Raw genomic sequence first — 18566 nt, forward strand, 5'->3', positions numbered from 1 at the left:
GGCCGCGCAAATGATACTCATACGCCGCGTTAAAAAATCCCATAAACCAACGCAACACAATTCATACCCTTTCAGTATGTCCCCATATTCATGCAGTTTGAGTGAATAAGGCGCTTCATTGAGGAAGTCAGTTTCTATGAAAAACGTTAAAGTCAGCCTTGCCTGGCAGATCTTAATCGCCCTTGTGCTGGGCATCTTGCTGGGCAGTTACCTGCATTATCATAGCGACAGCCGCGAATGGCTGATTGCGAACCTGCTTTCACCTGCAGGGGATATCTTTATTCATCTGATTAAGATGATTGTGGTACCGATTGTGATCTCGACGCTGGTGGTCGGTATTGCGGGCGTCGGTGATGCGAAGCAGTTAGGCCGCATCGGTGCGAAGACCATTCTTTATTTCGAAGTGATCACTACGGTTGCGATTATCCTCGGTATTACGCTGGCGAACGTGTTCCAGCCAGGTTCCGGGATCGATATGTCGCAGCTGGCGACGGTGGATATTTCGAAATATCAAAGCACGACCGCTGACGTCCAGAGCCACGCGCACGGCCTGATGGGGACTATTCTTTCGCTGGTGCCGACCAACATCGTGGCATCAATGGCGAAGGGCGAGATGCTGCCGATCATCTTCTTCTCAGTGCTGTTTGGTCTGGGGCTTTCTTCCCTGCCGGCGACGCACCGTGAGCCGCTGGTCACCGTGTTCCGTTCTATCTCTGAAACCATGTTTAAAGTGACCCACATGGTGATGCGTTACGCGCCGGTCGGGGTGTTCGCGCTTATTGCCGTCACCGTGGCGAACTTCGGTTTTGCCTCCCTGTGGCCGCTGGCGAAGCTGGTGATCCTGGTGCACTTCGCCATCCTGTTCTTCGCGCTGGTGGTGCTGGGCATTGTGGCGCGCCTGTGCGGGCTGAGTATCTGGATCCTGATCCGTATCCTGAAGGATGAATTGATTCTGGCGTACTCCACGGCAAGCTCTGAGAGCGTGCTGCCGCGTATCATTGAGAAGATGGAAGCCTACGGCGCGCCTGCCTCTATTACCAGCTTCGTGGTACCGACCGGCTACTCCTTTAACCTGGACGGTTCAACGTTGTACCAGAGTATCGCCGCTATCTTTATTGCGCAGCTGTACGGCATTGACCTGTCGCTGTGGCAGGAGATCGTGCTGGTGCTGACGCTGATGGTAACGTCCAAAGGTATTGCAGGCGTTCCGGGCGTCTCCTTCGTAGTGCTGCTGGCGACGCTCGGCAGCGTCGGGATCCCGCTGGAAGGCCTGGCGTTTATCGCCGGTGTTGACCGTATCCTCGACATGGCGCGTACCGCGCTGAACGTGGTGGGGAATGCCCTGGCGGTGCTGGTTATCGCCAAGTGGGAACACAAATTCGACCGCAAAAAAGCGCTGGCGTATGAACGTGAGGTGTTGGGTCGTTTTGATAAGACGGCTGACCAGTAACATCCTAAGCCCGGTGGCGCTGCGCTTACCGGGCCTACGGGTTTTGTAGGCCGGGTAAGGCGAAGCCGCCACCCGGCACGTTATTCTCCGCTCAACGCATCAAACTCTTCACATCCCGTATCAAATCCTTCCGTACAGCTCAGGTTCAACCAGTAGAGCGCTTTCTGTTTATTTGGCGTGATAAAGCCTTTCTCGCCCTGCTGGAACAGCATCCCAGCCCAGTATTCTGCGTAGCCCGTACGTGAAAGAGACGAACTGCGCTTAAACCACGCAGCTGCCTGAGCGTCATCCTGCACCACTTCCACGCCGTTGGCATAAATCAGCCCCAGCAGCAGTTGCGCATCAACCGCGGAGTCGTTGTCGATATCCTCGGTAGCCGTTTGCAGCAGTTTGATCGCCTGCGGATAGTCAGTTTTCCCCGCCTGGGTGTTCACCAGCACGCGCGCCAGCATGATTGCGCCACGCTTGCTGCCCGCGATGGTTGCCTGCTGCGCCAGTGCCTTAGCTTGCGCATAATTTCCCTGGGTAAAGAGGATTTGCGAGAGCAGCCCCATGGCGTCAACATCGCCGCCTTTTGCGGCCTTCTCGGCCCACAGCGCCGCTTGCTTGCTGTCGCCGGAGCTAAAGTACGTATCGGCCAAATAATACTGGGCACGGGCGTCACCCGCTTCAGCCTGTTCCTTGTACTGGCTGCCAATCTCATCGGCACGGACAAGCGATGTAAAAAGTAACAACAACAGAAAAATATGTTTCATGGGTTCTTATCATCTGGGTACATGCCGCGCAGTATAATCGCGGCGACAGAAGAAAAAAATGGGTGCATTAAGACCTCAGCATCCTACAAGCCGGGCGGAACCGTCGTTCCGCCCGCAGAGGTTAGCCTGCGTTGCAGGCTAATTTCGCCGCCACCTCCTGATGCTCACTCTTTATTGAAAACTCGCAGAGCCTGCCGCGAGTAATAAAGGTAAAGATCACTATCGTCAGGCAAATAATAAAGACGATGCCTAACGCAGTTTTTAATGGCGTCATGCCTTTTACTCCTTGTGTAAAAAAGAATAAGAGGCTACTCTCAACCTGTTGGTAGTTGAGGGAGTAGCCTCGGGTAAATGAAAATTTCCCGGGGCTTTCCACTTTCTGTCCCTCAACAATGCTCAAGACAGAAAGTCTTAAGCACCCGCCGCACATCTTATCCCTATGAATTAAAATGCAAAGATGTAATTCTTTTTCGCACGAATTACATTATTTCTGCGAGCCGCTATCCAGAATAATAATTGATATATTTAATGGGTTAGGCGGAAATAAAAAGGGAGTGAATATCTCACTCCCTTTATTCATCGTTTAATTAACGGCATCAACCCATTGCGCTTTCGCGCAGTCGGGCTTTCAGCTTGTTATATTCGTCGATCACATACTGTTCCGCAGCGTGCTGATCCGCAATCGGCTCCACGTTTACGGCGCAGTATTTATACTCCGGCGTTTTGGTTATCGGGCTTAAGTTCTCCGTCACCAGCTCGTTACAGGCGCCAATCCACCACTGGTAGGTCATGTAGACCGCCCCTTTATTCGGACGGTCGCTGACCTGCGCACGGGTGATGATGCGGCCCTTACGCGAGTTCACCCACACCAGCGCTTCATCCTCAATGCCGAGGCGCTCTGCGTCTGCGGTGTTGATTTGTGCGTATCCCGGTTCGTCCGCCAGCGCCGCCAGCGCGGCGCAGTTTCCGGTCATCGAACGGCAGGAGTAGTGGCCCACTTCACGCACGGTGGAGAGCACCATCGGATACTCATCGGTGAGCTTATCGATTGGCGCGACCCAGTCGCAGGTGAAGAACTGCGCCAGTCCGTTCGGGGTGTCGAATTTCTCTTTGAAAAGGTACGACGTTCCCCGGTCGGCTTCGGACTCATCGCGACACGGCCACTGGATGTAGCCCAGCTCACCCATTTTTTCATAGGTTGCCCCAAAAAAATCCGGACACAGACTGCGCAACTCGTCCCAGATCTCCTGAGTGTTGTTGTAATGCATCGGGTAGCCCATGCGGGTGGCAATTTCACTGATAATCTGCCAGTCGGTTTTCAGATCCCACTTCGGCTCGACCGCCTTAAAGAAGCGCTGGAAGCCGCGGTCTGCCGCCGTGTAGACGCCCTCATGCTCGCCCCAGGAGGTCGACGGTAAAATCACATCCGCCGCCGCCGCGGTTTTGGTCATAAAGATATCCTGGACAATCACCAGCTCCAGATCCTCAAACCCTTTACGCACCGCAGACAGCTCGGCGTCGGTCTGGAGCGGATCTTCACCCATGATGTAGGCCGCACGCACTTCGCCGTGCGCCGCGCGGTGCGGCAGCTCGCTGATGCGATACCCGGTATGTTCCGGCAGGCTATCCACGCCCCAGGCCTTCGCGAATTTCTCGCGATTTTCAGGGAACTTAACGTACTGATAGCCCGGATAGGTGTCCGGCAGCGCGCCCATATCGCAGGCACCCTGGACGTTATTCTGACCGCGCACCGGGTTCACGCCGACGTGCGCCTTGCCCAGATTGCCCGTCAGCATCGCGAGGCTGGTCAGGGAACGCACGGTTTCTACGCCCTGGTAGAACTGGGTGACGCCCATGCCCCACAGAATGGCCGCGGTTTTCGCTGCCGCGTACATGCGTGCCGCCTGGCGGATCTCCTGCGCGCTGACGCCGGTTATCGTTTCAACCGACTCTGGCGTATAGCCTTCGACGATTTTCCGATACTCTTCAAAGCCTTCCGTACGGGTCGCGACAAACGCCTGGTCGTACAGGTTCTCCTCAATAATGACGTGCCCCATTGCGTTCAGCAGCGCGATGTTCGAGCCGTTTTTTAACGCGATGTGCATATCCGCAATGCGCGCGGTTTCAATTTTGCGCGGATCGCAGACGATGATTTTCGCCCCATTCTGTTTAGCGCGAATAACGTGGTTCGCGACGATAGGGTGAGAATCCGCCGGGTTATAGCCGAAAATAAACACGAGATCGGTATTATCTATCTCGTTGATGGCATTACTCATTGCGCCGTTACCGACCGACTGGTGCAGACCTGCAACCGATGGGCCGTGTCAGACGCGAGCGCAGCAGTCGACGTTATTGGTACCAATAACGGCGCGCGCGAATTTTTGCATCACATAGTTGGTTTCATTCCCCGTCCCGCGTGAGGAGCCGGTGGTCTGAATCGCATCCGGGCCATACTTGGCCTTGATGGCGCTGAGGCGCGTGGCGACGTAATCGAGCGCCTCGCTCCAGGTGACGGCTTCCAGCTTGCCGCCGCGCTCGCGGCGGATCATAGGGGTTTTCAGGCGCGGGGTGAGGATTTGGGTATCGTTAATAAAATCCCAGCCGTAGTAACCTTTCAGGCACAGCGTGCCCTGGTTGGTTTTCCCCTGTGCGGCCTCTGCCCGGACGATTTTGCCGTTATCGACCACCAGGTGGATCTTGCAACCTGAGGCACAATAAGGGCAAACCGTGACGACTTTTTTCATCAGTCTGCTCCAGTTAATCGAATCTTTCGCACCCACTATGCAGCTTCTATGCCATGTTTTTAATGTGAGTATATTCAGACTGTACGGCTGATATGCGCGCAAAACCCTGACGAAAAACAGGCAATCGTCAAAATTGACGTGTCGAAAGGGTTACGGATGTGACATGGGTTGAAATTCCGTCACGTAAAAAACAATTTGGCTGGAGCCGACGGCAGAATGGTTCAGACTTAACATAATCCCCTGACGGAAGCATACGATGAAACCGGCGATTCTGGTGGTTGATGACGATACGGCAGTGTGTGAATTGCTGCAGGACGTGCTCAGCGAGCACGTCTTTACCGTGCTCGTCTGCCATAACGGACAGGACGCGCTGAACCGGGTACATCAGGAACCGGGTATCGCACTCGTGCTGCTGGACATGATGCTGCCGGATATCAACGGCCTGCAGGTCTTACTCCAGTTGCAAAAGCAGCGGCCAGAACTACCGGTGGTCATGTTGACGGGGCTGGGCAGTGAATCAGACGTGGTCGTGGGTCTGGAGATGGGCGCCGATGATTACATTGGCAAACCGTTTAACCCGCGCGTGGTAGTTGCCCGCGTGAAAGCGGTACTGCGCCGGACGGGCGTGCTGGCAGCAGAAGCCCCCGCGCCGCGTGCGGCGGGCGTTGCTTTCAATGGCTGGACGCTGGATACCACCCGCTGCGAGCTGAGCGATCCGCAGCGTAACACCGTCCCTTTAACGCAGGGGGAGTACGGCCTGCTGCTGGCGCTCACGCAAAATGCCCGCCGGGTACTCAGCCGCGAGCAGCTGCTTGAACTCACCCACAGTGAAAGTACCGAGGTGTTCGACCGTACGATTGACGTGCTGATCATGCGCCTGCGACGAAAAATCGAGGCCAACCCACATCAGCCAGCGCTCATCAAAACCATCCGTGGGTTAGGTTACGTGTTTGCCACCGATGTATCCCATAGCGAGAAAGCGGCCTAGGTATTCTCTTTGATAAACAGCTGAAGCTCCTCCAGCGTTTTCGCACCGTCAATTGCGTTGGCGGCCAGCAGGCTTGCCCGCGCGCAGGCGTGCGCCAGATAAATACTCTCGGTAAGCGACAGCGATTCATGGCAGCCGTATAAAAACCCCGCGCAGAACGCATCGCCCGCGCCGACGCTGCCGATAATCTCCTCCTGCTCCAGCATCCACGACGGGATCCAGCGGCCTTGCTCACCGTGTGTTTCTCCCCATGCTCCTTCCGGGCAGTGGATCACCACCCGCTGACGAACGCCTGCCGCCAGCAGCTGCGCGGCGGCTTCTGCAATATGGGCTGTGTTCAGCGTATCGCTGCCGTCACGCATCTCCAGCCCGCTAAACTCCCCGGCTTCCAGCTCGTTAATAACCAGATAATCAAGATGGCGCAGGGCAGGGAGCACCAGCGGCTGGTAGCGCGGGTCGCCCTTGCGGGACACCAGGTCGAGCGAGGTTTCATACCCCTGGTCGCGCATCTGCGCCAGCAGCCGCGCGCTGCGGGTGCCGAACTCGTCATCGGGCATATCCAGGCTGTCGAGCAGTAGCAGGTAGCCGAGATGGAAGATCTTCATCGATTCGTCTAAGCGATCGAAGGCGGGAAGATCCAGCAGGCGGTTGGCGCCCGGCGAGTGGAAGAAGGTGCGCTGTCCGCTGGGATCGGTCATGACCTGCGACATGGAGGTCGGGGCAAAGGTGGTGCGCTGCACGCGCTGGCGGTTGACGTGGTACTGGTCGAGCATCGCCAGAATGTAATCCCCGTCGCCGTCTTCGCCAATCAGCCCCACCGCCTGCAGCGGCAGGCCAACGTGCATTTTCGCCAGCGTCAGCAGCACGTTGAGCGGCGCGCCGCCGGTTGAGCGTTCGCTGTGGGTGATTTCCGCCAGCCAGCCGCGCTCCGGCCACTGCACGATCTGGTGGACGTGATCCACCAGCATGTTGCCTGCGGCAATGATCCCTTTACGTTCCATCAGGCTTTCCCCGTGCTGCCGAAGATGCGCATCTGTTCGGCGACCGTATCCGTAATCGCCTCTTCAATGCCCAGCAGCAGCTCGGCAAATTCATCGTACAGCGGCTGGCGGTTTGCCATGCGCTGCTCAACGGCGGCAAGCGCGGCCTGCGACATGCCGGTATAGAAGTTGATTTTATGAATGCCCAGCTCGATAGCGCGGCGGAAGTCGGCATCGCTAATCCCTGAGCCGCCGTGTAAAACCAGCGACAGCCCCGTCTGCTGGCGAATGGCGTCCAGGCGCGGGAAATCGAGTTTCGGCTCGCCTTTGTATTTGCCGTGCGCGTTGCCGATAGCAACCGCCAGCGCGTCAATGCCGGTTGAATCGACAAATTCGCGCGCCAGCTGCGGGTCGGTAAAGAACGCTTCGTCCGCATGCCCGTAAAGCGCGCCGCCTTCATCACCACCGACCGCGCCCAGCTCCGCCTCCACCGACACGCCCACCGCGTGGCACATCTTCACCACTTCCCGCGTCTGGCGAATGTTTTCCTCGTAGCTTAGCGTCGAGCCGTCGAACATCACCGAGCTGAACCCTAAGCGGAGGGCGCGTACGACGGCCTCAAAATGCAGCCCGTGGTCGAGGTTAAGCACCACGGGAATGTCGTGACGAGCGGCTTCGAACTTAACCGCCTCGACAAGAGAATCCAGAGACACGTACTTAAAATGCACTTCGGCGATGTTGATGATAAACGGCGAGCGTTCCTGCTTCGCGGCGGCGAACAGCGCGCGCAGGAAGTGGGAGTCGAGCACGTTGAACGCGCCCAGCGCGTAGCGATGTTGCCGGGCGTGCTCAAGACCGTCGGCAAGAGAAATCAATGGCATCATTCACTCCTTATATCCGAAACAGGTTGTACTCGTTGCACAGCACCAGCACTGCCGGTTCGTCTTCTTCGATGTTGTTATAGCGGGCAACGGGCTGCAAAAAGTGGTTATCGTGCTCGTCGTCGTTTACCGATGACACTTCGCCGACCAGCACGTCTCCGAAGCCGCGTTCGCCCCAGAAACTGTGGTACAGACCGGGCGTCAGGCAGATGCTTTCCCCGGGCAGCAGGCGCAGCTGGCTGCCGGGCGCGTGGGTCTGACGGCAGCCGTCTATCGTGACGGTCACATCCGTGTTTTCGGTTTCTTCATGCGCGCCCGCATTCCATAACTCAATAATCAGATTCCCGCCGCCCCGGTTGATAATGTCTTCTCGCTTGCGCCAGTGAAAATGCATCGGCGTGACCTGGCCGTCGCGCACGTGCATGATTTTTTCGGCATAGCCTTTTTCATAAGGCACACCGTTGGGCGAGCCGTTGCGCAGGGTAAACAGCGTTAACCCCTGTGCGGCAAAGCTGTTGCTGCCGAACGCCGTCACGTCCCAGCCGAGCTTGAGATCGAACACTTCCTGCCATGCGGCCTGGTCAAGCTGCTGCCATTTTGTGGGTGGAAAGCTGGCAAAAGTCGGGAGATGCACGTCGTGCATGGAAAAGAACTGTCGCGTGTGACCGAGAATTTCATTGATGTCGGAGCGTTTCATGGGGACTCCTTGAGTTTTATGCCACCCCCTCACCCCGGCCCTCTCCCCGTGGGAGAGGGTTAGGGTGAGGGCATCAGGCCGCAACGAGGTTACTTAACCGTCCACCCCTTATAGGTCCCGACGTTCTTTTTATCGATCATCGTCACCGGGATCAGCACAGGCGCTTTCGGCGCAGGTTTGCCCTGTAGAATGTCATAGCCGATCTCCACCGCTTTTGCCGCCATCACCTGCGGATCCTGCGCTGGGGTCGCCACAAACAGGGAGTTTTCGCGCTTCAGCGCTTCCTCACCGTCCGGGGAACCATCCACGCCGACGATAAAGAACTCGTTGCGCTGCGCCTGTTTCGCCGCCAGATCGGCACCGATCGCGGTCGGATCGTTAATGGCGAATACGCCGTCGATCTTCGGATTGGCCGCCAGCAAAGAGGTCATGACCTCCAGACCACCTTCACGGCTGCCCTTGGCGTTCTGGTTATCCGAGAGCACCTTGATATCCGGGTGTTTTTTGAATTCCGTCTGGCAACCTTCCACGCGGTTCTGCACCGCAGAGACCGGTGGCCCGTTGATGATCACCACATTGCCTTTGCCTTTCAGGCGGTCGGTAATGTACTTACAGGCCATTTCGCCCGCCTGGGTGTTATCGGAGGTGATGGTGGCATCAGCCCCTTCCGCCGCCACGTCAACCGCAACGACCACGATCCCGGCGTCCTTCGCGCGCTTCACCGCCGGGCCAATCCCTTTGGAATCCGCAGCATTGAGAATGATCATGTCCACCTTCGCGGCGATGAAGTTATCGATCTGCGCCACCTGCTGGCCCAGATCGTAACCGCTGGAAACCAGCGTCACCTTGACGTTATCGCCAGCCAGCTTGCGCGCTTCCAGCTCGGCACCTTTGGTGATCTGCACGAAGAACGGGTTAGCCAGGTCGCCCACCGTCACGCCGATGGACTTCAGATCTTTCGCCTGCGCAAACGGTGTTGCGGCAAGCAGTGCGCCAGCACAGAGCGCGGTCACTAAGGGTTTCAAACGCATATGGTTTTCCTCGAAGCTGTAGGGTGTTGTTGTTATGCACTTTGATGGTGTCGGGTACGGTATTTGTCGATCAGCACCGCTATGATGATCACCGCCCCTTTGATCACCAGCTGCCAGAAGTAGGAGACGCCCATTAGCGTCATGCCGTTGTTGAGGGTGGCGATGATCAATGCACCCACCAGCGTGCCGGTGATCGTGCCGATCCCGCCGACGAAGCTGGTCCCGCCGAGGATCACTGCCGCAATCGCGTCAAGCTCATAGCCCATACCGAGGTTGCCGTTGGCGCTGTAGAGGCGCGAGGCGCTCATCACCCCGCCAAGCCCGGAGAGCAGGCCGCTCATGCCGTAAACAAACAGCAGCACCAGCCAGACCTTGATGCCGGTTAAGCGCGCCGCCTGCATGTTGCCGCCCACCGCGTAGATGTGAACGCCCAGCGTGGTACGGCGCAGGATGAACCAGCAGATAGCAATGACCGCCAGGGCGATCACCACCAGCCAGGGAATGGGGCCGAGGTAGTTATTGCCGATCCACTCGAAGCTGATGTTCGAGTTAATGACCGTCGTGCCGTCGGCCAGCAGATACGCCGCGCCGCGCAGCGCCGTATAGGTGCCGAGCGTAACGATAAACGGCGGCAGCCCGGCAAAGGCCACCAGCGCGCCGTTGAACAGGCCCAACACCATGCCGAGCATCAGCGCGGCCGGAATGGAGAGCATCGCAAATTCAGGAATAAGCGAGACCACCATCGCTGCAACCGCCGTAGTACCCAGAATCGAGCCCACGGAGAGGTCAATCCCGCCGGTTAAAATGATGAAGGTCATTCCCGCCGCCAGCACGATGTTGATCGACGCCTGGCGGGTAATATTGAGCAGGTTGCTCTCGGTGAAAAAGTTAGGGGCGATAAAGCCAAATACCGCCACAATCAGGATAAGAATCGGCAGGATACCGACCGTTTGCATCAGATCGCTCATCAGCATTTTTTTGGCGGAGGCGGATTTCGCCACCTGCTGCGGATGGGTTGGAGTTGTCATGATTGCACCGCCTGATGATGTGTGTCGTTCACGCCGGTTGCCAGCGTCATAATGTTTTCCTGAGAGATGTCGCGCCCGTGCAGTTCACCCGCGATGCTGCCTTCGCGCATCACGTACACCCGGTCGCTCATCCCCACCACTTCCGGCAGCTCGCTGGAGATCATCAAAATCGCCACTCCTTTGCGCGCCATCTGGTTCATGATGCGGTAGATCTCGCTTTTCGCGCCGACGTCCACGCCGCGCGTGGGTTCGTCCAGAATCAGAATGCGCGGGCCGATGGCCACCCATCGGGAGATCAGCAGCTTTTGCTGGTTGCCGCCGGAGAGCCCGCCCGCGCGCACCTGAGAATGCGGCACGCGGATGTTGAGCAGGGCAATCGCGTCATCGGAAATCGACTGGGCTTTTTTGCGGTTTAGCATGCCGAAGGTGGCGTCGCGCTCCAGCGTCGCCATGGTGATGTTTTCCTGGGCCGCCAGCTCCAGAAACAGCCCCTGCTCCTTGCGGTTTTCGGTGAGAAAACCGATGCCGTTATCAATGGCCGCGCGCGGGGAGTGGATCACCACCGGCTCGCCGTCCACCTCAATCATGCCGCCCGTGGCTTTGCGCACGCCGAAGATGAGCTGCGCCAGTTCGGAGCGTCCGGCCCCGACCAGGCCCGCCAGCCCGACGATTTCGCCGGAACGCACCTGCAGGCTGCAGGGAAGCACTTTTTTGCCGTCAGTCAGGTGATGCACGTTGAGACGCGGGCTGCCTAACGGGATGTCGCGCTCTTTGTTGAACAGGTCGCTTAACGGACGACCGACCATCATGCGCACCAGCTCTGAGGCATTCAGCTTGTCGCGCGTCAGGCTGCCGACGTACTGCCCGTCGCGCAGGACGCTGACGCGGTCAGAGAGTTCATACACTTCCGCCATGCGGTGGCTGATGTAGATAATCGCCATCCCTTCGTCGCGCAGGCGCAAAATCAGTTCAAACAGGCGGTGCGTTTCCCGCGAGGAGAGGGCGGCGGTGGGTTCGTCCATCACCAGAATGCGGCTGTTGCGGTGCAGCGCGCGGGCGATTTCTACCTGCTGCTGCTCGGCGATGGTCAGCTTCATCACCAGGTCGGTGGCGCTGAACTGCGCGCCGAGACGGTCAATCACCGCCTGCGCCTGGGCGGCCATCTCTTTGCGCTGCACCATCCCGCCGCGCGACAGCTCGCTGCCGAGAAAGATATTTTCGGCAACGGTCAGATTGGGCGCGAGCTGCATCTCCTGATAAATCAGCGTAATGCCTGCGGCCAGCGCATCTTTCGGCCCTTTGATATGAAACGGCTGACCGTCGATCAGGATTTCGCCGCTGGTGGCGGTATAGGCTCCCGCGAGGATTTTCATCAGCGTGCTTTTTCCCGCGCCATTTTCTCCCATCAGCGCGTGGATCTCACCGGGGAAAACCGTCAAATCCACACCCTTGAGCGCGTGGAAATTACCAAACGTCTTGGCAATATTGCGCATCTCTAAAACCGGGGTTCTGCTCATGGCGGAGCTCCTGCGAATGTCGATATCTGCACTTCATCACAGGTGCGTAAATGCAAAATGTCAGAAGCCATTCATATTTGTCATAGTTATGAATAGCTAATCGCCGTCACATTTCTCTTTTCCCTCTCCCTGTGGGAGAGGGTTAGGGTGAGGGGACACCAAATCGCAGAGGAGCCCAAATCCATGCCATCACGCCCCCCGTTTTTTGCCAGCGCTCGCGGACGCCTGCTGATTTTCAATCTGCTGGTGGTCGCCGTTACGCTGATGGTGAGCGGCGTGGCGGTACTCGGCTTTCGTCACGCCAGCCAGATCCAGGAGCAGGTGCAGCAGCAAACGCTGGATGACATGACCGGTAGCATGAACCTGGCCCGTGATACCGCTAACGTGGCGACCGCGGCGGTGCGGCTCTCCCAGGTCGTCGGGGCGCTGGAGTACAAAAGCGAAGCCGAGCGGCTGAAGCAGACCCAGATGGCGCTGCGTCACTCGCTGGAGCAGCTTGCGGAAGCGCCGCTGGCGCAGCAGGAACCGGCGCTGGTGGCGCGTATTATTCAAAGAAGCAATGAATTACAGCAGAGCGTGACGGAGATGCTTGAGCGCGGGCAGCGACGCCATCTGGAGCGTAACGCGCTGCTCAGCTCACTATATCAAAGCCAGAGCTATCTGCGTCATCTGCAGGACATCAACCGCCGCTACAGCAGCAACGTACCGGACGCGCAGCAGCTGATGGAAATGGACAGGCTGATCGCTGCCGCCATCGACACCCCTTCGCCGCGCGCGACCGTTCAGCAGCTTGACGCCGTAACGGCAACCCTTCCCCGGCGCGCCATCCAGCCTGTCGTGAACAGGGTTCTGCCTGATTTTAACGTCGAGCTGCATAAACTCGCCCCTCTGTCGAAGCAGCTGGAAGAGAGCGATCTGGCGATCAGCTGGTATATGTTCCACATCAAGGCGCTGGTGGCGATCCTCAACAGCGACATCAATCAGTACGTAGAACAGGTGGCAAACGCCTCCACGCTTCGTACCGCTCAGAGCCATCAGGAGCTGCGCTCAATCAGCGTGTTTATCAGCATTTTCGCCGTGCTGGCGCTGATCATCACCGGGTGCGCCTGCTGGTATATCTACCGCAATCTGGGCTCTAACCTGACGGCTATCTCCAGAGCGATGTCGCGCCTTGCGCATGGCGAGCAGGATGTTTCGGTGCCCGCGCTGCAGCGGCGCGATGAGCTGGGCGAGCTGGCGCGCGCGTTTAACGTTTTTGCCCGCAACACCGCCTCGCTTGAGCACACCACGCGCCTGCTGAAAGAGAAAACCACGCAGATGGAGATTGACCGCATCGAGCGTCAGGGGCTGGAAGAGGCGCTGCTGCACAGCCAGAAGATGAAGGCGGTCGGGCAGCTGACCGGCGGGCTGGCGCATGATTTTAACAACCTGCTGGCGGTGATCATCGGCAGCCTTGAGCTCACCGACACCGAATCAAAAGACGCGCAGCGCATTACCCGGGCGCTGAAGGCGGCCGAACGCGGCGCGCTGCTGACCCAGCGCCTGCTGGCGTTTTCCCGCAAGCAATCCCTGACGCCGCATGGGGTAGAGATGCTGCCGCTGCTGGAGAACCTCCGGGAACTGATGCGTCACTCACTGCCTGCCACCCTGACCCTGGAGATTGAAGCACAAACCCCGGCGTGGCCCGCGTGGATAGACGTCAGCCAGCTTGAAAACGCCATTATCAACCTTGTGATGAACGCGCGTGATGCGATGGAAGGGCAAAGCGGGGTGATAAAAATTCGCACCTGGAACCAGCGCGTGACCCGCAGCGACGGACGCAGGCAGGACATGGTGGCGCTGGAGGTCATTGACCACGGCAGCGGCATGTCGCAGGAGGTGAAATCCCGGGTCTTTGAACCATTCTTCACCACCAAGCAGACCGGAAGCGGGAGCGGGTTAGGCCTGTCGATGGTCTATGGATTTGTGCGTCAGTCCGGCGGTCGCGTGGAGATTGAAAGCGCGCCGGGACAGGGCACCACCGTGCGGCTTCACCTTCCGCGATCGACGCTTCCCGCCGCTTCCGAGGATGAAGCGCTCTCAACCACCGCTACCGTTGAGAATGAGCGGCTGGTACTGGTGCTGGAGGACGAAACCGATGTCCGCCAGACCCTGTGCGAGCAGCTGCATCAGCTCGGCTATCTGACGCTCGAAGCGGACAACGGCGAGCAGGCGCTGAACATGCTGGCGGCGTCACCGGATATTGGCATGTTTATCAGCGACCTGATGTTGCCGGGAAGCCTGAGCGGCGCTGAGGTGATAAACCAGGTGCGCAGCCATTATCCGCAGCTTCCGGTTCTGCTGATCAGCGGTCAGGATTTGCGACCAACGCATAATCCGCAGCTGCCCGACGTTCAGTTACTGCGTAAGCCGTTTACACGTGTGCAGCTGGCACAGGCGCTGCGGAAGGTCATGGTAATTTGAGATTCCTCCGCTACCCCGGTTCCCCGCTGTTCATTATCGTAAGGCCAGTTCACCTGCGAGTCTGACCGTATGAAACGTTACTCAACTGCTCTGTTATTTGGTCTGCTGTCACTCACCAGCCAGCTGGCTCATGCCGATATTGTTGATGATGCTATTGGCAACATTCAACAGGCGATCAACGATGCTTATAACCCCAGCAGCAGTCGCAGCAGCGATGACGACGACGATCGTTACGATCGCAGCCGCCAGACCGACAGCCGCCAGTACGACGATCGCCGTCGGCAGCTTGAGGACAGACGCCAGCGCTTAGATGAGCGCCAGCGCCAGTTGGATGACGATCGCCGTCGGTTAGAAGAAGATGAGCGCAGGTTAGAAGACGATTACGATCGAGGCTAAGTGCGGCCTGTTGCCCTCACCCCAACCCTCTCCCACGGGAGAGGGAGAAAACCTAATCCAGCACCAGCGCCATGCCGTCGTAGCCCGCTTCAATGCCCTGCGGCAGCGGGTTATCCATCATCCATACGTCAAACTGATGGCTGATATGCGTCAGGATCACCTGCGGGCAGCTAATGACCTCGTTCAGCGCAATCACGGTAGTTAAGTCGCAATGGTTGCGCGGCGTTTCCTCGCGCGGTTCATGGCTGCAGTCAATAATCATCGCCTGCGGCGGGTTGTTGAGCAGGAACTTCACCGTTTTCTCCGGCAGTCCGGCGGTGTCGGAAAGCCAGGCCACCCGGCTGTGGGCCGATTCAAGCAGATAGCCAAACGTCAGCTTTGAGTGGTTCAGGGGTAGCGGCGTGACCCGCAGCCCCTGGAGTTCGAACATCACAAACGGCTCCAGCGTGTGGCTGAAATCCAGGATCCCCGGATGTTTAAACAGGTCGTCGCATCCCGCTTCGTCCGGCGGACCGTAAACCGGAATCGTCGCGCCCACGCCCCAGCGCAGGGGGAACAGCCCCTGAACGTGATCCATATGGTAGTGCGTGAGCAAAAACTGCTGAAAGCTGCCCGCGGGCCAGTCGTCCATCAGGTGCGGAATTCCCGCGTCCAGCAGCGTCACCGCATCGTTGAATTTGACCACCGCGCTGCAGGGGCGACGGCGATAGTTGTCCTGCAGGCGCGCCCGGCGGCAGGCCGCGCAGTCGCAACCAAAGACCGGCACCAGCTGGGCGCTACCCGTCCCCGTGAGCGTGATTGTCAGACTCATAACGCACCTCTATAGCGGTTTGGTGAATCGGAAATGGCTCTGCGTGTACCCTTCACGCACGTAAAAACGGTGGGCATCAGTGCGCTTTACGCTGGTGGAGAGCTCCGTTAGCTCAGCACCAGCCTGGCGAGCGATCGCTTCTGCCCATGCCAGAAGCTGGCTGCCCACGTTGTGCCCACGCGCCTGCGGCATCACCACCAGCTCCTGGATCTCACCGATCCAACGCGCATGGTGCAGGTGAAACTGCATGTGCAGACCGATCATGCCGATGACCTGCCCGTCCAATTCGGCAAGCTGGTAGCGCATGTTGTGATCCTGCAGGTTGGCAAGGTAGCCCGCGTGAAACGCCTGATGATCGAATTCTGCCTGCTTAAGTTCGCAGATGAGGGCGTAAACACTCTGCGCATCGTCGGCGGTGGCGGGGCGAAGCTGGCAGTCAGGCATGCTGTTTCTCCTTCTGGCGGATCAGCGTTAAAAAGGTCTCGACTGACTGTAGCAAACTTCCGTCGTTATTGAGGACGTGACAGCCTGACGGGGTGTAGCGCGCCGCACGGTCCAGGCGTTGGTCTATCTCTTTTGCGCTTTCGCGGCCACGAGTTTGCAGGCGGTTACGCAAGATCTGCGGCGACACCTCTAAACAGACCGGCAGCAGGGCCGCTTCATATCGGGAACGCGCCTGCGGTAGATGCGCGCGCGAGCCGTTAACCAGCACGTCAAAACCCGCGTGCAGCCAGAGGTCGATTTCGATGCCCACGCCATAGTAAAAGCCGTTGGCGTGCCAGCTCAGCGCCAGCAGATTTTGTCCGGCGCGGGTAAAAAATTCCTGCTCGCTCAGGGCGATATGGTTTTCGCTTCCGGCGTTGGCCGCGCGGGTGATGTACCTGTGCGCGACCAACAGTCGCGCGTGTTCCTGCTGCCGCAGCGCCGACAGCAGGCTGTCTTTCCCGGAGCCGGACGGCCCCATTAACCAGATGAGTCTTCCCATCAGAACACCCTTTTTCCCTGACGCCAGACATGGCCGATATGAACGTGTTCGCCCTTGCGGTGGGCGAGCACCAGATCCGCGCGTTTACCTTCGGCGATTTCCCCGCGATCGTGAAGATTGAGCGCGGTGGCCGGGTTTTTCGTCACCAGGCGAATCGCCTGCGGCAGCGTAAAGCTGTTGCCTTCGTCGTCAGCCACCCGGAACGCCGCATCCAGCAGGCTGGCGGGGTAGTAGTCGGACGAGAGAATATCCAGCAGGCCGAGGGAGGCGAGCCTGCTTGCCGCCACGTTACCGGAGTGCGATCCGCCGCGTACGATGTTAGGCGCGCCCATCAGCACGTTCATGCCGTGCCTGCGTGAGGCTTCTGCCGCTTCGAACGTGGTGGGAAATTCGGCGATCACGCTGCCAAGTTGGTGGGATTCGAGCACGTGATCGTGCGTGGCGTCGTCATGGCTGGCCAGCGCGATGTTGCGGTCACGGCACATGGCGGCAATCTTAAGGCGGTTAGGCTGCGACCACTGTACCGCAAGTGCCAGCTGCTCTTCCTCGTAGCGGGCCATCTCCGCATCGTTGAGAGAATATTTGCCCTGATAGTATTCGCGATACTTTTCAATGTTGGCGAACTGGCGCTGCCCCGGCGAGTGGTCCATCAGGGAGACCAGCGAGACCGGCTCGCGCCCGACCAGCTTTTCAAACAGCGGCAGGGTAGTGTGATGCGGCAGCTCGCAGCGTAGGTGCAGACGGTGCTCGGCGCGGTTGAGGCCGCGTTTTTGCGTCTCCTCCACGGCGTTGATCATCTTCTCCAGATTCTCCAGGCGATCGCCGCCGTCGCGCACGTCGCCAATGGCCACCGCGTCGAGCACGGTGGTGATGCCGCTGGCGACCATCAGCGCGTCGTGGCTGCTCATCGCCGAATGGGCGGGCCAGTCCACCTTCGGGCGCGGGGTGAAGAATTTGTCCAGATTATCGGTATGCAGTTCAATCAGCCCCGGTAGCAGCCAGCCGCCTTCGCCGTCCATCGCTTCAGGGGTACGGCTCTGGGTTTCTGCGAATGCGCGGATGACGCCGTCCTGGATTTCAACCGAACCGTCGACGACTTCGTTTTCCAGCACCAGCCTGACGTTATTGATAATCATGCGTTTGTCCCCATCGGGTGCAGTCTGTCTGCGACGCGGCTGCGAACGGTTTCGTCGTGGAAGATCCCGACGATCGCCGCGCCGCGCGCTTTGGCCTGTTCGATCAGCTCAACCACTGCCGCGCTGTTTTTATCGTCGAGCGAGGCGGTGGGTTCATCCAGCAGCAGAATCGGGTAGTCAACGATAAACCCGCGCGCGATGTTAACGCGCTGCTGCTCGCCGCCGGAAAAGGTCGACGGGGCAAGGTGCCACAGGCGCTCCGGCACGTTGAGGCGCGTCAGCAGGCTGGCGGCTTTGGCGGCGCAGGCTTCACGCGGTACGCCGAGATCCAGCAGCGGCTGCATCACCACGTCGAGCGCGGAGATCCGCGGGATCACCCGCAGAAACTGGCTGACCCAGCCGATCGTCGTGCGGCGCACGTCCAGCACCTTACGCGCGGGGGCCTGCACCAGGTCGACCCACTCATCGTTGTGGCGAATGCGAATGTGGCCTTCGTCCGGCAGGTAGTTGGCGTACAGGGAGCGCAGCAGGGTGGATTTTCCGCTGCCGGAGTGCCCGTGCAGCACTACGCATTCGCCCTTGCTGACCTCTAACGAGGCGTTTTGCAGCACCGGCAGGCGCACGCCGTTTTGCTGGTGGAGCACAAAGGTCTTACTTACGTTTTGTACGTGGATCATGTTGGCCTCGCGATTCGTTTTGCCGGG

General features: G+C 58.7%; 18 protein-coding genes. 4 read left to right on the forward strand and 14 right to left on the reverse strand.

Features of this window, described 5'->3' with window-relative positions; all coding sequences use genetic code 11:
• Nucleotides 1-136: 136 nt before the first annotated feature.
• Nucleotides 137-1450, forward strand: a complete 1314-nt coding sequence (gltP, locus tag ACOQH0_RS01570) for a glutamate/aspartate:proton symporter GltP (RefSeq protein WP_089598629.1) — start codon at nucleotides 137-139, stop codon at nucleotides 1448-1450.
• 80 nt (nucleotides 1451-1530) lie between these two features.
• On the opposite strand, the gene ACOQH0_RS01575 is transcribed toward gltP, so the two are convergent.
• The 3 genes from ACOQH0_RS01575 to fdhF form a co-directional block, all read right to left on the reverse strand.
• A complete protein-coding gene (locus tag ACOQH0_RS01575; RefSeq protein WP_182401831.1) occupies nucleotides 1531-2205 on the reverse strand; it encodes a tetratricopeptide repeat protein in 675 nt (224 codons plus the stop codon).
• 121 nt (nucleotides 2206-2326) lie between these two features.
• The gene (locus ACOQH0_RS01580) at nucleotides 2327-2479 is read right to left on the reverse strand and encodes a Hok/Gef family protein (RefSeq protein WP_042719158.1); all 153 of its coding nucleotides are present in this window, start codon (nucleotides 2477-2479) and stop codon (nucleotides 2327-2329) included.
• A gap of 322 nt (nucleotides 2480-2801) precedes the next feature.
• Nucleotides 2802-4949: a formate dehydrogenase subunit alpha gene (fdhF, locus tag ACOQH0_RS01585; protein WP_421511384.1), complete on the reverse strand. Its 2148-nt coding sequence runs from the start codon at nucleotides 4947-4949 to the stop codon at nucleotides 2802-2804.
• Nucleotides 4950-5205: 256 nt separating this feature from the next.
• Between fdhF and ACOQH0_RS01590 the strand changes: the two genes are divergently transcribed.
• The gene (locus ACOQH0_RS01590; protein ID WP_042719155.1) at nucleotides 5206-5937 is read left to right on the forward strand and encodes a response regulator; all 732 of its coding nucleotides are present in this window, start codon (nucleotides 5206-5208) and stop codon (nucleotides 5935-5937) included.
• Here ACOQH0_RS01590 and ACOQH0_RS01595 read toward each other — a convergent pair.
• From ACOQH0_RS01595 to ACOQH0_RS01620, 6 genes are all read right to left on the reverse strand, one after another.
• A complete protein-coding gene (locus ACOQH0_RS01595; protein ID WP_089598632.1) occupies nucleotides 5934-6941 on the reverse strand; it encodes a carbohydrate kinase family protein in 1008 nt (335 codons plus the stop codon). The genes ACOQH0_RS01590 and ACOQH0_RS01595 overlap by 4 nt on opposite strands.
• Nucleotides 6938-7798: a ketose 1,6-bisphosphate aldolase gene (locus ACOQH0_RS01600; RefSeq protein WP_421512318.1), complete on the reverse strand. Its 861-nt coding sequence runs from the start codon at nucleotides 7796-7798 to the stop codon at nucleotides 6938-6940. Before ACOQH0_RS01600 ends, ACOQH0_RS01595 begins: the two co-directional genes overlap by 4 nt.
• Nucleotides 7799-7808: 10 nt before the next feature.
• Nucleotides 7809-8495, reverse strand: coding sequence for a D-lyxose/D-mannose family sugar isomerase (locus ACOQH0_RS01605; protein WP_421511385.1), 687 nt, complete (start codon nucleotides 8493-8495; stop codon nucleotides 7809-7811).
• 89 nt (nucleotides 8496-8584) lie between these two features.
• A complete protein-coding gene (locus tag ACOQH0_RS01610; protein ID WP_021242935.1) occupies nucleotides 8585-9526 on the reverse strand; it encodes an ABC transporter substrate-binding protein in 942 nt (313 codons plus the stop codon).
• Between the two features lie 32 nt (nucleotides 9527-9558).
• Nucleotides 9559-10554, reverse strand: coding sequence for an ABC transporter permease subunit (locus ACOQH0_RS01615; RefSeq protein WP_042719147.1), 996 nt, complete (start codon nucleotides 10552-10554; stop codon nucleotides 9559-9561).
• Entirely contained in the window at nucleotides 10551-12071 is a 1521-nt protein-coding gene (locus ACOQH0_RS01620; RefSeq protein ID WP_089598635.1) for a sugar ABC transporter ATP-binding protein, read from the reverse strand. The genes ACOQH0_RS01615 and ACOQH0_RS01620 overlap by 4 nt, the downstream gene beginning before the upstream one ends.
• 183 nt (nucleotides 12072-12254) lie before the next feature.
• Here ACOQH0_RS01620 and ACOQH0_RS01625 point away from each other — a divergent pair, with 183 nt between their 5' ends.
• Complete coding sequence (locus ACOQH0_RS01625; protein WP_421511386.1) at nucleotides 12255-14534, forward strand: ATP-binding protein; 2280 nt, start codon at nucleotides 12255-12257, stop codon at nucleotides 14532-14534.
• A 69-nt stretch (nucleotides 14535-14603) separates the two neighbouring features.
• Entirely contained in the window at nucleotides 14604-14930 is a 327-nt protein-coding gene (gene yjdP, locus ACOQH0_RS01630) for a DDRRRQL repeat protein YjdP (protein WP_089598637.1), read from the forward strand.
• A 52-nt stretch (nucleotides 14931-14982) separates the two neighbouring features.
• On the opposite strand, the gene phnP is transcribed toward yjdP, so the two are convergent.
• The 5 genes from phnP to phnL are packed head-to-tail and all read right to left on the reverse strand — an operon-like array spanning nucleotide 14983 to nucleotide 18539.
• Complete coding sequence (phnP, locus tag ACOQH0_RS01635) at nucleotides 14983-15741, reverse strand: phosphonate metabolism protein PhnP (RefSeq protein WP_421511387.1); 759 nt, start codon at nucleotides 15739-15741, stop codon at nucleotides 14983-14985.
• Between the two features lie 9 nt (nucleotides 15742-15750).
• A complete protein-coding gene (phnO, locus tag ACOQH0_RS01640) occupies nucleotides 15751-16185 on the reverse strand; it encodes an aminoalkylphosphonate N-acetyltransferase (protein WP_420986361.1) in 435 nt (144 codons plus the stop codon).
• On the reverse strand, nucleotides 16178-16729 hold the full coding sequence (gene phnN, locus ACOQH0_RS01645) for a ribose 1,5-bisphosphokinase (RefSeq protein WP_420986372.1): 552 nt from the start codon (nucleotides 16727-16729) through the stop codon (nucleotides 16178-16180). Before phnN ends, phnO begins: the two co-directional genes overlap by 8 nt.
• Nucleotides 16726-17862 (reverse strand): alpha-D-ribose 1-methylphosphonate 5-triphosphate diphosphatase, encoded by a 1137-nt coding sequence (phnM, locus tag ACOQH0_RS01650; protein ID WP_421511388.1) that lies wholly within the window; start codon nucleotides 17860-17862, stop codon nucleotides 16726-16728. Before phnM ends, phnN begins: the two co-directional genes overlap by 4 nt.
• Nucleotides 17859-18539, reverse strand: a complete 681-nt coding sequence (gene phnL / locus ACOQH0_RS01655; protein ID WP_089598642.1) for a phosphonate C-P lyase system protein PhnL — start codon at nucleotides 18537-18539, stop codon at nucleotides 17859-17861. Before phnL ends, phnM begins: the two co-directional genes overlap by 4 nt.
• Nucleotides 18540-18566: the final 27 nt, after the last annotated feature.

The organism is Enterobacter sp. JS8-1 (assembly GCF_049187015.1).
Classification (GTDB): domain Bacteria; phylum Pseudomonadota; class Gammaproteobacteria; order Enterobacterales; family Enterobacteriaceae; genus Enterobacter; species Enterobacter mori.

Bases quoted from the DNA above. Each gene is read 5' to 3' on its own strand.
- gltP (WP_089598629.1), top strand. From the start codon at position 137: ATGAAAAACGTTAAAGTCAGCCTTGCCTGGCAGATCTTAATCGCCCTT.
- ACOQH0_RS01575 (WP_182401831.1), bottom strand. From the start codon at position 2,205: ATGAAACATATTTTTCTGTTGTTGTTACTTTTTACATCGCTTGTCCGT.
- ACOQH0_RS01580 (WP_042719158.1), bottom strand. From the start codon at position 2,479: ATGACGCCATTAAAAACTGCGTTAGGCATCGTCTTTATTATTTGCCTG.
- ACOQH0_RS01590 (WP_042719155.1), top strand. From the start codon at position 5,206: ATGAAACCGGCGATTCTGGTGGTTGATGACGATACGGCAGTGTGTGAA.
- ACOQH0_RS01600 (WP_421512318.1), bottom strand. From the start codon at position 7,798: ATGCCATTGATTTCTCTTGCCGACGGTCTTGAGCACGCCCGGCAACAT.
- ACOQH0_RS01605 (WP_421511385.1), bottom strand. From the start codon at position 8,495: ATGAAACGCTCCGACATCAATGAAATTCTCGGTCACACGCGACAGTTC.
- ACOQH0_RS01610 (WP_021242935.1), bottom strand. From the start codon at position 9,526: ATGCGTTTGAAACCCTTAGTGACCGCGCTCTGTGCTGGCGCACTGCTT.
- ACOQH0_RS01615 (WP_042719147.1), bottom strand. From the start codon at position 10,554: ATGACAACTCCAACCCATCCGCAGCAGGTGGCGAAATCCGCCTCCGCC.
- ACOQH0_RS01620 (WP_089598635.1), bottom strand. From the start codon at position 12,071: ATGAGCAGAACCCCGGTTTTAGAGATGCGCAATATTGCCAAGACGTTT.
- ACOQH0_RS01625 (WP_421511386.1), top strand. From the start codon at position 12,255: ATGCCATCACGCCCCCCGTTTTTTGCCAGCGCTCGCGGACGCCTGCTG.
- yjdP (WP_089598637.1), top strand. From the start codon at position 14,604: ATGAAACGTTACTCAACTGCTCTGTTATTTGGTCTGCTGTCACTCACC.
- phnP (WP_421511387.1), bottom strand. From the start codon at position 15,741: ATGAGTCTGACAATCACGCTCACGGGGACGGGTAGCGCCCAGCTGGTG.
- phnO (WP_420986361.1), bottom strand. From the start codon at position 16,185: ATGCCTGACTGCCAGCTTCGCCCCGCCACCGCCGACGATGCGCAGAGT.
- phnM (WP_421511388.1), bottom strand. From the start codon at position 17,862: ATGATTATCAATAACGTCAGGCTGGTGCTGGAAAACGAAGTCGTCGAC.
- phnL (WP_089598642.1), bottom strand. From the start codon at position 18,539: ATGATCCACGTACAAAACGTAAGTAAGACCTTTGTGCTCCACCAGCAA.